General features: G+C 65.6%; 10 protein-coding genes. 2 read left to right on the top strand and 8 right to left on the bottom strand.

All coding sequences use genetic code 11. The annotated features are described in order from the left end of the window. Window position 1: 1 nt before the first annotated feature. The gene (locus tag F0A16_RS02125; RefSeq protein ID WP_149433733.1) at window positions 2–667 is read right to left on the bottom strand and encodes an alpha/beta hydrolase; all 666 of its coding nucleotides are present in this window, start codon (window positions 665–667) and stop codon (window positions 2–4) included. Window positions 668–854: 187 nt separating this feature from the next. On the opposite strand from F0A16_RS02125, the gene F0A16_RS02120 reads away from it, so the two are divergent. After that, on the top strand, window positions 855–2,534 hold the full coding sequence (locus F0A16_RS02120; RefSeq protein WP_149433732.1) for an alkaline phosphatase family protein: 1,680 nt from the start codon (window positions 855–857) through the stop codon (window positions 2,532–2,534). Here the strand turns inward: F0A16_RS02120 and F0A16_RS02115 are convergent. The 7 genes from F0A16_RS02115 to F0A16_RS02085 all read right to left on the bottom strand — a co-directional run bounded on the left by F0A16_RS02115 (window position 2,491) and on the right by F0A16_RS02085 (window position 11,264). Beyond that, window positions 2,491–3,492, bottom strand: a complete 1,002-nt coding sequence (locus F0A16_RS02115; protein ID WP_149433731.1) for a TerC family protein — start codon at window positions 3,490–3,492, stop codon at window positions 2,491–2,493. The genes F0A16_RS02120 and F0A16_RS02115 overlap by 44 nt on opposite strands. A gap of 220 nt (window positions 3,493–3,712) precedes the next feature. Beyond that, complete coding sequence (purU, locus tag F0A16_RS02110) at window positions 3,713–4,579, bottom strand: formyltetrahydrofolate deformylase (protein ID WP_149433730.1); 867 nt, start codon at window positions 4,577–4,579, stop codon at window positions 3,713–3,715. 49 nt (window positions 4,580–4,628) lie between these two features. Beyond that, window positions 4,629–5,321 carry a sarcosine oxidase subunit gamma gene (locus F0A16_RS02105; RefSeq protein WP_149433729.1) on the bottom strand — a complete coding sequence of 231 codons (693 nt, stop codon included), beginning with the start codon at window positions 5,319–5,321 and terminating at the stop codon, window positions 4,629–4,631. Beyond that, complete coding sequence (locus F0A16_RS02100; protein ID WP_149433728.1) at window positions 5,314–8,367, bottom strand: sarcosine oxidase subunit alpha family protein; 3,054 nt, start codon at window positions 8,365–8,367, stop codon at window positions 5,314–5,316. Before F0A16_RS02100 ends, F0A16_RS02105 begins: the two co-directional genes overlap by 8 nt. After that, window positions 8,364–8,753 carry a sarcosine oxidase subunit delta gene (locus F0A16_RS02095; RefSeq protein ID WP_149433727.1) on the bottom strand — a complete coding sequence of 130 codons (390 nt, stop codon included), beginning with the start codon at window positions 8,751–8,753 and terminating at the stop codon, window positions 8,364–8,366. The genes F0A16_RS02100 and F0A16_RS02095 overlap by 4 nt, the downstream gene beginning before the upstream one ends. 12 nt (window positions 8,754–8,765) lie before the next feature. After that, on the bottom strand, window positions 8,766–10,016 hold the full coding sequence (locus F0A16_RS02090) for a sarcosine oxidase subunit beta family protein (RefSeq protein WP_149433726.1): 1,251 nt from the start codon (window positions 10,014–10,016) through the stop codon (window positions 8,766–8,768). Between the two features lie 210 nt (window positions 10,017–10,226). Further along, the gene (locus tag F0A16_RS02085) at window positions 10,227–11,264 is read right to left on the bottom strand and encodes a substrate-binding domain-containing protein (protein ID WP_239023677.1); all 1,038 of its coding nucleotides are present in this window, start codon (window positions 11,262–11,264) and stop codon (window positions 10,227–10,229) included. 297 nt (window positions 11,265–11,561) lie between these two features. Between F0A16_RS02085 and F0A16_RS02080 the strand changes: the two genes are divergently transcribed. Then, complete coding sequence (locus F0A16_RS02080; RefSeq protein WP_149433724.1) at window positions 11,562–12,554, top strand: substrate-binding domain-containing protein; 993 nt, start codon at window positions 11,562–11,564, stop codon at window positions 12,552–12,554. The last annotated feature ends 8 nt before the right edge of the window (window positions 12,555–12,562 follow it).

Below are 12,562 nucleotides of genomic sequence, written 5' to 3'. Positions count from 1 at the left end.
GTCATTGAAGTGTCGTGGTCAACCAGGCGGCGATGTCTCGCGCCTGCTCGGGACACAGACTGTGTCCCATCTCGTAGCTGCGATAGTTGACCGGGTAGCCCAGCGACTCGACCTTCTCGGCGCCCTCGCGGCCCAGGGATTCGGGGACGACGGGATCGGCCGAGCCATGATGCACCTCGATGGGCAGGCGGCGGTTGACCTCGACCAGATCGATGCTGTCGGCGGTGGCGAAGTAGGTCGACAGCGCCAGCAACCCGGCCAGCGGCCGGGCACAGGAAAGCGCCGCCTCGTAGGCCACCGCGCCCCCCTGCGAGAAGCCAGCGATCACGATCCGCCGGCTGTCGATCCCATCGGCGATCTGGTCGTCGACCAGCCCGTGGACGCGCTCGGCGGAAGCGCGTAGCTGCTCGACATCGACCCGGCGGCCGAGATTCATCTCAAGAATGTCGTACCATGCCGACATCGTCATTCCGCCGTTGACCGTCACCGGCAGTTGCGGGGCATGGGGCAGCACGAACCGCACGGCCAGCGAATCCGGCAACGCCAGCGCCGGTATCAACGGCTCGAAATCATGACCATCGGCCCCCAGCCCATGGAGCAGAATGACACAGGCATCGGCCTTTCTCCCGTTCGATGGTTCAATGATCAACTCGCGCGCAGCTGTCATGTTGGATCGTCCTCGTCGCCTGGTTGGCCCGGTTCGGGTTCGACATTCTGGTCGTTCAGTTTAACGTGCCATCCGAAACCTTGCGCGCTGCGTAGGTTGATGAACGAATTCGATTCACGCCCACCCGACGGCGACAGGTCAAAGCCATGCTGACGCCGAATCGCCCGACCCGACTCAAGGACGAGCCATGATGTTTTCCCTTGCCCAGGCGCCTCGCTGGCACCTGCTGATGGCCCTCTCGTTACTCAACATCCTGCTGCTGACACCGGAGCTTCCCTGGGCGGGGTTTCCGCCGGAACACTGGATCGCGCTCGAGGTGCCGCTCATCGTCGGTGTACTGGCCCTGCTGCCCCCCTCGCGCTGGCGACGCTGGCTGTCCGGACTGGTCGCCCTCTTCGCACTGGCGATCGTCTTCGGGGCCGCCGGCGACGCCTTGACGCAAACCATGCAGGGGCGATCGCTGAACCTCTATACCGACATCAAGCTGATTCCCATCCTGGTCGAGCTGATCGTCACCAATCTCGGCCTGCCGCTGGCCATCGCAGGCTTATCGGCCGCCGGCCTCGCCTCATTCGCCACCGGCCTCTTGCTGGTGAGACTGCTGCGCGGTTTTCACGCCCGCAACACACCACGCGCGCTGGCGCTGCTGCTGGTCTTGTCGGGAGGCATCGGTCTCGCGGGCGTCAATGTCGTATCCCAGGGCAACGCTCCGGTCTGGATCGCCAGGCTCGGCCATCCCGCTGCCAGCTTCGTGAGGTTCGAATGGCAGCGAGCCCAGCAGACACGCCAGGCGATGGCGACGTTCGGCCGCCGGTTGTACGACGACGATCGCGCCTATGCGACGCCCGACGGCCAGGCCCTTCCCGGCTTGGCCGACACCGATGTCATTCTGGGCTTCATCGAGTCCTACGGCGTCGCCGCCATCGAGCGCAAACCGTTCAAGGCCGAGATTCGGCCACGCCTCGAGACGATAGCGCACCAACTCGCCGCCGCCGGCCTGTCGGTCGTCACCGGACGCGTCACCGCTGCCACGCTCGGCGGCCAGTCCTGGCTCAATCATGCCACGTTCACCAGCGGCCTGCCGGTCACGTCGCAGCTGCGGTTCGAGCTGATGATCAATAGTCCTCACTCGACCCTGATCGACGATTTCAAGGCGACCGGGCATACCACCATCGCCATCATGCCGGGCATCACCCGGGATTGGCCCGAGGGCAGCCTCTACGGCTATGACGAGATCCACACCGCCGGGAGCATGGACTATCAAGGCCCCTCGATGGGGTGGGCCAGCATGCCCGATCAGTTCACCTGGCAACGGGTCGAGGATTATGCGCTGTCACGTCACGACAGGCCGAGCTTTACCGAGCTGGCGACGCTGTCGAGCCACGCCCCGTGGTCGCCGGTCATCGACATGATCGAGGATTGGTCGACGGTCGGCGACGGTCGGGTTTTCGATCACTGGAAAGGCGCGGGCGAGGACTACGCCACGCTGTGGCAGGACACCGAGGCGATGCGCCGAAACTACGGCCCGGCCATCGACTACTCGCTACAGGCGGCCAGCGGCTTTGCCCGGCGCTACCTGGGCCGGAACCTGCCCGGCGGCGATCACGCCCTGATGATGATACTCGGCGACCACCAAGCCGCACCGGCAATCATCGGCGACACTCCCGGCAGGGATGTGCCGTTGCATGTCATCAGCGACGACCCGGCGTTGCTACGGGGATTCATCGATAACGGCTTGCGGCCCGGCATGTTCCCGCCCGGGCCGCAAGCCGCGATTCCCATGGAGGGAATGCGGGATCTGCTACATCGGATCTACGGCGACGTCACTTCTGATGAGACGTCGCCGACTTCAGATTCCGGCTCTTGATCAGGCTGGCAACGGTAGTGACGACCAGGGTACCGAGAATGATCGACATGGATAGCCAGATCGGGATTTCCGGAACCAGATGCAGCGGCTGTCCGCCGTTGATGAACGGCAGGCTGTTGGTATGCATCGCCTCGATGATCAGCTTGACGCCGATGAAGGCCAGGATGAACGACAGCCCCAGGCTGAGATAGACCAACCGGGTCAGCAGGCCACCGAGCAGGAAATAGAGCTGGAGCAGCCCCAGCAAGGCAAAGGCGTTGGTGGTGAAGACGATATAGGGCTCCTTGGTCAGCCCGTAGATCGCCGGGATCGAGTCCAGTGCGAACAGCACGTCGGTCATCCCCAGCGCCACCACCACCATGAACAGCGGCGTCACCAGGCGCTTGCCGTTCTTGACAGTCAGCAGGCGGTCGCTGTCGAACTCGTCGGTGGCCGGTAGACGCTGCTGGATCCAGCGCACGATGGCGTTGGGCTCGTACTCTTCGTTCTCGTCATGACCGCCCGCGCCCTCGCGCACCAGCTGAATCGCCGTATAGAGCAGGAAAAAGCCGAAAAGGTAGAAAACCCAACTGAACTGTGCGATGGCCGCGGCACCGACCGCGATGAAGATGCCGCGCAGGATCAGTGCAATCACGATGCCGATCAACAGCGCCTTCTGCTGGTAGGCGCGCGGCACCGCGAACTTGGCCATGATGATCAGGAACACGAACAGGTTGTCGACCGACAGGCTCTTCTCGGTGATGAAACCCGCGAAATACTCGGCGCCATGCTGCGCGCCCCAGACCCACCACAGACCGCCACCGAAGATCACCGCCAGCGCGATGAAGAAGACCGACCACCAGGCCGCTTCCTTGAAGGTGGGATCGTGGGGCTTACGCACATGGGCGCAGAAATCGAAGATGAAGAGTGCGGCGATGCCGGCGACAGTCGCCAGCCAGACCCAGACGGGTACGTGCATAGAGGAACCTCCGGTAGACGGTGAACGTCACCGAAAGTCTCTCCCGCTGCCTGCGGCGCCTTAAGCGGCCGTGGCAACCGATGATTCCGGGGCAATGTGGCCCGTGCTGACGAAATCATCGACCGGCGGCGCCTGAGGCGCCGGCGGCGGGATACTCCCCTTCCGTGCTGAGCGCATTGTGTCTGCAAGACGGTATCGACGCAAGCGGCCGGCACACATATCATCCCGTCAATACCACGGTTCTTCCGGCGTGCAGGAAGACGCGCTTCTGCAGGTGGTAGCGCACCGCCCGGGCCAGGGTCAGGCACTCGATGTCACGCCCCCGGGCCACCAGATCCTCCGGATAGTGGGCATGGTCGACCGCCTCGACACCCTGGGCGATGATCGGCCCTTCGTCGAGGTCGTCGTTAATGTAGTGGGCAGTGGCGCCGACCAGTTTCACGCCCTTCTCGTAGGCCTGGTGGTAGGGCTTGGCCCCCTTGAATCCCGGCAGCAGCGAGTGGTGGATGTTGATCGCGCGGCCAGCGAAGTGGTGGCACAGCTCGGGAGACAACACTTGCATGTAGCGCGCCAGGATCACTAGCTCGGCCCCACTCTCCTCCACCACCCGGCGCACCTGCGCCTCCTGCTCCGCCTTGGTCTCCGGCGTGATCGGCAGATGGTGATAGGGCAGCCCGTGCCATGCTGCCAGCGGCTCCAGGTCGGGATGGTTGGAGACGATGGCGCGCACGTCGATCGCTAGCTGCCCGGTACGATAGCGGTAGAGCAGATCGTTGAGGCAGTGGTCGGTCTTGGAGACCATGATCACCACCGGCAGGCGGTAGTCCGGCGGGGTCAGCTCGAAGTGCATGTCGAACGCCGACGCCCGCGCGTTGAACTGCTCGCGGAAGTCGCCGCCGTCGAAATCGGCCTGCTCGGGGAGAAAGGCCGCGCGGATGAAGAACTGTCCGCCGCGGTAGTCGTCGAAGGAGTGCAGCTCGGTGATATAGCAGCCCTGCTCCTTGAGGAAGCGAGTCACCACGTCCACCGTGCCCAGCCGGCTCGGGCACTGGGCGGACAGAATCCAGCTGTTGTTTTCAGAGTGCATGTTGGCTCCAGCCAGGCCTGGCCCCTACTGTCGCAGGGGCCTTGTATCGTCAGGGCGACGCGGATTCCACGCGCAGCCCGTACTCGCGTCCGGCGTCCAGCAGCCAGCGCACGCAGTAGTCGGCGAAGCTGCGCCGTACCACCAGCTCGAAACGCGCCTCGCTCGGGCGGCGCAGTACCACGCTGGTCTTGGCGAAGACGGTACCCACCGCCTTGCCCACCGGCAGCCCCTGCTCGTGCACATCATAGGTGACCGACTTCATCAGCAGCTCACGCGCCTTCTCGCCGGAGAGCTCCAGCAGGGTCTGGCCGCCGCCGACGTTGACGATGGCGAAGTGGGCATCCCCCAGCCTCGCCCGCAGTCGGTTCTCCAGCTCGAACTCCTCGCCGGCGGGCACGATCACCAGCCACTCGTCCGGCGAGACCCACTGCACCGAACGGCTGCCCTCGGCATCGAGCACCAGCCCCAGCGGCTTGCCCGGCAGGCTCACCCCGAGTTCGGCGCGCACCGCCTCGTCGAGGGTGATGGCCCCACCGCGCAGCACCAGATGGCCGAGGAATGGCCGTTCGACCACTCGGATCTGCTCGGCGGCGCCACCTTCCTCGGTGACGCGCCCCTGTACCCGGCTCCACTGCAGCGGCGACTCGGGGGTGACACCGGCGTCGGCGCCCGGATGCGCATCGAAAGTGGCAGCGTTGCCACCATTATCTTCAGGACGGGCTTCGGAACGGGCTTCAGACATTCTGGCGCTCTCCCTTGGGATCGATGAAGACGGTACTCACGACTTCGGCCTGGTGGACACTGCCGTCGGACATCGGCAGATAGACGGTCTCGCCCATCCGGTTGCGTCCGCCCTTGAGCACCGCCAGCGCGAAGCCGCTCTCCAGTACCGGGCTGTAGTAGCTCGAGGTGACGTGACCCATCATGGTCATGGGGATCTTCTGCTCGGGGTCGAGCACGATCTGCGCCCCCTCCTCGAGGACCACCTTGGGGTCCTTGGGCTTGAGCCCCACCAGCTGCTTGCGATCCTCGCGGGCGGTGTCCGGACGCGTCAGCGCGCGCTGGCCGATCCACGAGAACGGCTTGTCGTAACCCACCGCCCAGTGCATGCCCAGATCCTCCGGGGTCACCGAGCCGTCGGTGTCCTGACCGGCGATGATCAGCCCCTTCTCGGCACGCAGCACGTGCATGGTCTCGGTGCCGTAGGGCGTGAGGTCGTACTTCTCGCCGTGGGCGAACAGCGCCTTCCACACGTGCATGGCGTAGTTGGCCTGGACGTTGATCTCGAACGCCAGCTCGCCGGTGAAGGAGATACGGAACACCCGCGCCGGGACGCCGGCGACCTTGCCCTCCTTCCAGTCCATGAACTTGAACTGCTCACGGTCGAGGTCGATATCGGTCACTTCCGACATCAGCTTGCGCGCGTCCGGACCGGTCACAGTCATGGTCGCCCAGTGGTCGGTGACCGAGTTGAAGTAGACCTGCAGCTCCGGCCATTCGGTCTGGTGCCACAGCTCCAGCCACTCCAGCACGCCGGCGGCGCCGCCGGTGGTGGTGGTCATCAGGAAGTGGTTTTCGGCCAGGCAACTGGTGGTACCGTCGTCCATCAGCATGCCGTCGTCCTTGCACATCAGCCCGTAGCGCACGCGCCCCGGTGCCAGCTTGGCCCACTTGTTGGTGTAGACCCGGCCCAGGAACTCACGCGCATCCGGCCCCTGGATGTCGATCTTGCCCAGGGTCGAGGCGTCGAGGATACCCACGCCGCGGCGCACCGCCAGACACTCGCGCGCCACCGCCTCATGCATCGTCTCCAGACGCTCTTGACCGCCGGCGCGGCGTTTTTGTGGAAAATACCAGGGGCGCTTCCACTGGCCGACATCCTCGAACTCGGCGCCGTTCTCCACGTGCCACTGGTGCAGCGCGGTGTAGCGCTCGGGATCGAACAGCTCGCGGCAGTGGCGGCCGACAATGGCGCCGAAGCTGACCGGGGTGTAGTTGGGACGGAAGACCGTGGTGCCCACCTCGGGGATCGAGCGATTGAGGCAGCGCGCGGCGATCGCCATGCCGTTGATGTTGCCCAGCTTGCCTTGGTCGGTGCCGAAGCCCAGCGCGGTGTAGCGCTTGACGTGCTCGATCGACTCGAAGCCCTCGCGGGTCGCCAGCTCCACTGCCGCCGCGGTGACGTCGTTCTGCAGATCGACGAACTGCTTGGGCGCGCGCAGCGGCGGCTTCTCATGAGGCACCTGATAGAGCGCGCTGATCGGCGACTCGTGGCGCACCGCGACGTCGGGTACCGCGATCGCGGCGGCCTCCTTGAAGCCCGCCGCGCGGGCCGCCTCGGCACCGACACCGGCGCCGTCGGCCAGGGCCTCGCCGAGAGCGTAGACGCCGTGGGCGCCGCCGGCGACATGCATCCCCTTGAACTCGCCGGGCACGAAGCCGAGCAGGTCATCGCGCCACTGGGGGCGCTTGCCGGTGTGCGAGGCCAGGTGGACCACCGGGCTGTAGCCGCCGGAGCTGGCGATGGTATCGCACTCCAGCGTCTCGACCTTGCCGGTCACCACGAAGCGCTCGGTGTCGATCGCCACCACCTTGGCACCACTGACACGCTGGCTGCCGGTGGCCTCCATCACCGCGCTGCCGGTGATGACACGGATGCCGGCGTCGCGGGCCTGCTTGACCAGGTCGCCATCCGGCTTGGCCCGCGAGTCGACCACCGCGACCACCTCGCGGCCGGCCTCCTGCCAGTCCAGCGCCGCGCGATAGGCGTGGTCGTTGTTGGTGGAGAGCACCAGGCGCTGCCCGGGTACCACGCCATAGCGGCGGATATAGACAGAGATCGCCCCCGCCACCAGGTTGCCGGGCACGTCGTTGTTGGCGTAGACCAGCGGGCGCTCGTGGCTGCCGCTGGCCAGTACCACGCGGCCGGCACGCACCCGGTGCAGCCGCGCGCGCACTTCGCCCTCGCGCCCGGCGCCCGCGGCGGTATCGGCGAGGTGCTCGGTGCGCCGCTCGTGCAGGGTGACGAAGTTGTGGTCGTGATAGCCGTTGGCGGTGGTACGCGGCAGCAGCGTGACGTTGGCCAGACCGGCGAGTTCGGAGACAACCTGTTCGGCCCAGGCGCTGGCCGGGGCGCCGTCGATCGCTTCACGGCTGTCGAGCAGCGAACCGCCCATCTCTTCCTGTTCGTCGCACAGGATCACCCGCGCGCCGGCACGCGCAGCGGAGAGCGCGGCGGCAAGCCCGGCGGGGCCGGCACCGATCACCAGCACGTCGCAGTGCTGATTGAAGTGGTCGTAGATATCCGGGTCGGCTTCGGTGGGCGCGCGGCCGAGGCCGGCACCCTTGCGGATGAACTTCTCGTAGGTCATCCACATCGAGGCCGGGGCCATGAACGTCTTGTAGTAGAAGCCCGGCGGCATGAAACCGCCGCCCAGCTTGCCGACCCAGCTCATGACATCGCGCTGCACGTTCGGCCAGCCGTTGGTACCGCGTGCCACCAGACCGTCGTACAGGGCCTGCTGGGTGGCGCGCACGTTGGGCACCTGGGCGGCCTCTGAGGCGCCGAGCTGGACGATGGCGTTGGGCTCCTCCGGCCCGGCGGCGGTGATCCCGCGTGGACGCGAATACTTGAAGCTGCGGTTGACGATATCCACGCCGTTGGCCAGCAGCGCCGAGGCCAGGGTATCCCCGGCGAAGCCCATGTATTGCTGGCCGTTGAAGGTGAACGACAGCCGCCGCGAGCGGTCGATGCGCCCGCCCTGATTGAGACGGTTGGACTGGGTCATGACGGCGTCTCCTCGTTGAGCCGGCTGTTCTCGGGCCGGGCGCCGACGGTCTGCCAGCCGCCATCGGCGGTCTGCACGCCCTGCTCGCGGCGCACTTCGGCGCTGGCGGCGGTGATGCTCGGCTGCTCGCCCATGCGATAGGTCTCGAGAATCTCGTAGCTCGCGGTGTCGCGGGTGATATTGAAGAACTTGCGACAGCCCAGCCGGTGCACCCACATCTCGTGGTGGATGCCGCGCGGGTTGTCACGTAAGAACAGGTAGTCGCCCCACGCCTCGTCGCTCACGCTGGCGGGTTCGGCCGGCCGTTCGATGTGTGCCTGACCGCTGGGATGAAACTCCTCTTCCTCGCGGTACTCCTGGCAGTAGGGACAGAAGATATGAAACATGGTGTGCTCTCCTCAGTGCGCCACGCCGGCGGCGCCGTGTTCATCGATCAAGGCGCCGGTATGGAACCGGTCGATGGAGAACGGCGCCGCGATGGGGTGCATTTCCCCTTTTGCCAGACTGGCTGCGAAAACGTGCCCGGAACCGGGGGTGGCCTTGAAGCCGCCGGTGCCCCAGCCGCAGTTGAAATAGAGTCCCTTGACCTGGGTCTTGGACAGGATCGGGCAGGCGTCGGGGCAGGTATCGACGATGCCGCCCCACTGCCGGTTCATGCGTACCCGCGAGAACATCGGGAACATCTCGACGATCGCCTGCAGGGTGTGCTCGATCGTCGGATAACTGCCGCGCTGACCGTAACCGAGATAGCCGTCGATCCCCGCCCCGATCACCAGGTCGCCCTTGTCGGACTGGCTGACGTAGCCGTGCACGTGGTTGGACATGGTGACGGTATTGAGGATCGGCTTGAGCGGCTCGGAGACCAGCGCCTGCAGCGGATGCGACTCCAGCGGCAGCTTGATCCCGGCCATCTTGGCCAGCACGCCGGAGTTGCCCGCGGCCACGCAGCCCACCGTCTGCGCTTCGATATCGCCACGGTTGGTGTGCACGCCGTGGATCTGGCCGTCGCGGATCTTGAAGCCGGTCACCTCGGTGTTCTGCAGAAGGTCGACGCCCAGCGCATCGGCACCGCGGGCGAAGCCCCAGGCCACCGCGTCGTGGCGCGCGACCCCGGCGCTCTTCTGCCACGAGGCACCCATGATCGGGTAACGCGCGCGCTTGGAGGTATCCAGCGCCGGCTCGATCTCCTTGATCTGCTCGGGGGTCACCACCTCGCTGTCGATGCCGTTGAGGCGGTTGGCATTGACCCGGCGCTGCACGTCGCGCATGTCCTGCAGGGTGTGCGCCAGGTTGAGCACGCCGCGCTGGGAGAACATCACGTTGTAGTTGAGATCCTGCGACAGCCCCTTCCACAGGTCGAGGGAGTGGTTGTAGAGCTGCGCCGCCTCGTCCCACAGGTAGTTGGAGCGTACGATGGTGGTGTTGCGCGCGGTATTGCCACCGCCCAGCCAGCCCTTCTCGACCACCGCCACGTTGGTGACGCCGAACTCCTTGGCGAGGTAGTAGGCCGTCGCCAGACCGTGGCCGCCACCGCCGACGATGATCACGTCGTAGCGCTTCTTGGGGGTGGGATTGCGCCAGTGACGCTGCCAGTTCTCGTGATGACTGAGCGCGTGCTTGACCAGGCTGAAACCGGAATAACGTTGCATGGGGACCCTCTCTACGCCACGGCGGACGGCGGTATCGACCCTCGGGTCGATGATTTTCCGCGATGGTATCGTCCACCCTGGGGGCCATGATGTTCTGCGACGTCACGCTCGGGCGTGTTTGCGACATGACATTGCGATTTGCGACAGAGAGGATCGCCGCTGCCGTTCGAGGGGCGGTCCGGACGGCGCCGAACCGACGAGCGCGCGAGGCTATCCGCGCCCCGGGGCTGCCGCGGAGTTGCCGATGATCTCCGGCATGACCTCCAGGCGCATCGTCGGATCCTCGGGCGGGGTGTCGATCCAGTCGAAGAGGCGCGCGATCATCGTGGAAACGTCCTGGCGCATCATGATCAGGCGCGGATGGAAGGCTGCCGCCAGCGGATCCCAGTCGAAGCAGCCCATGATGATGTCGTTCATGTCGTGGCCCCCGAGGCGCAGCCAGCGCACGATCCCTTCCAGCGAGATCGTGGAGTTGACGAACATCGCCGCGGGCAACCGGCCCTCACGACCGACGTAAGCCTCAAGCGCTGCCTGGGCCTTCTCGGCGGCGTAATCGCAGGGAACGATATCCGTGGGCTTCGTGGCCAGGTCGCGTCTCTCGCGGGCCTGGCGAAAGCCTTCGATGCGTTCCCGGGTATTGTGATCCTCGGCTCGGCCACCGATGAACAGCACGCGTGCCGCGTCGATCTTCCGCGCCTCGAGCCGGTCGAGCAGCGCGTCGGTCAAGCGGCGCGCGCCCTCGCGATTGGCGGATATCACCGACGGCGCGGCCGTGCCGGGCAGATCGAGGTTGAGGCTGGCGATACCTGCGGCACTGCACATCTCGGCAATGGCATCCGGGTTCGTCGCCCCGGTGCATATCAGGTGTTCGACGCGATAGGCCAGCATCATCCTGGCCGCCTCGCGCTCCTGATCCGGGTCGCGGTTGGTGCAGGAGACGATGGTGAAGATTCCGCGCCGGCGAGCCTCGGCCTCGAATATCTGGGCGATCGAGCTGAAGTAGCGGTTGTCGTAGAGCGGCAGGATCATGCCGAGAATACCGGAACGATCGCGCCGCAACGCCCGCGCCTGCATATTGGTGGAATACCCCTCGCGCTCGGCCAGATCGAGGATTCGCCGAGCCAGCTTGCGGCTGATCCGACGGCGCTGCCACGTGCCGTTCAGGACGGCACTGACAGTACTCGGCGAGGATTTCGCCAGCTTGGCGAGATCGTAGATGGTCAGCTTTCTGGATGGCTCGCTCGACACTTGGCCCCTCCCCCTTCGGTAGATCAAAAGTAGCATTGACCTGATCGATGCAGAAACGAATAGTTGCACAACCGATTGCGCATTCATAACTGGCTTTGGTCAGAAGCGCTGAAAGGGTGTTTACGAATTCGACGAGGGAAGGCCAGAGCAGGGCGCGTGGCCAAGGCGACATCGTCCGAAAAAGGACCTGGCTCGCGTACGAGGTCGATTTCAACGCTGTCTTACCGAGCGCAGGCGCTGTGTAAACACCCGCTGAGCCGGCTGCGCTGTCGGACCACCAACGACGGGGAACCGATCATGAAACGCAACTCGTATCTCGCCGCGACCGTTGTCGCGGGCGTCATAGGCAGTGCCGGCATGGCTCAGGCTCAGGCTCAAGACAAACCCACCATCGCGGTCGTGGCCAAGGTCGGCGGGATCCCCTGGTTCAACGCCATGGAGCAAGGCATCGAGGAGATGGGCGACGAGCTCGGCGTCGATGCCTACATGGTCGGCCCGACCAGCGCCGACCCTGCGCTGCAGGTGCGTGCGGTGGAAGACCTCATCGCCCGCGGCGTGGATGTCATCGGCGTGGTCCCCAATGATCGCGAGGTGCTGGAGCCGGTACTCAAGAAGGCCCGCGACCAGGGCATCATCGTCCTCACTCATGAAAGCCCCGACTCCGAGAACATCGACTACGACTTCGAGATGATCTCCGCCCAGCAACTGGGTGAAGAGCACGCCCGGCTGCTAGCCGACACTACCGGCTGCGAAGGCTCCTACGCCGTCTACGTCGGCGGACTCAACGTACCCGCCCATAACGCCTGGGCCGATGCCGCCGTTCAATGGCTCGACGCGAACTGCCCGGACATGAAGCAGGCCGCCGATCGCTTCGGTGTCGCCGAAAGCGTCGACGACAGCCGCAATACCACCCTGGATCTGATCCGCGCCCATCCCGATCTGGCCGGCATCATGTCCTTCGGCAGCCAGGGCACCATCGGTGCCGCCCGGGCCGTCAAGGAGCGCGGTCTGGCCGGAGAGATCAAGGTCATGGGACTGTTCTCCCCCGGGCAGGGTCGTCGCCTGGTTCATGAAGGCGTCATCACCGGCGGCTTCCAGTGGAGCCCGCTGGAGGCCGGCAAGGCGTTCGTCGCGCTCGGCGACAGGCTCTACGACGGTGGCGAGATCGCCGATGGCGACGACCTGCCGGTACTCGGCGAAGTCCGTCTCGACGGTCATACCCTGTACGCCTCCAAGCCGCTGGAGCTGAACGAGGAGACGGTCGACGAGCTGGCCGAACTCGGTCTCTGAAGCAATCC

It is taken from the genome of Salinicola corii, from assembly GCF_008298015.1.
Classification (GTDB): Bacteria; Pseudomonadota; Gammaproteobacteria; order Pseudomonadales; family Halomonadaceae; genus Salinicola; species Salinicola corii.
Note: the sequence above shows the minus strand (reverse complement) of the source record. Positions and strands in the feature narration are given on the sequence as shown.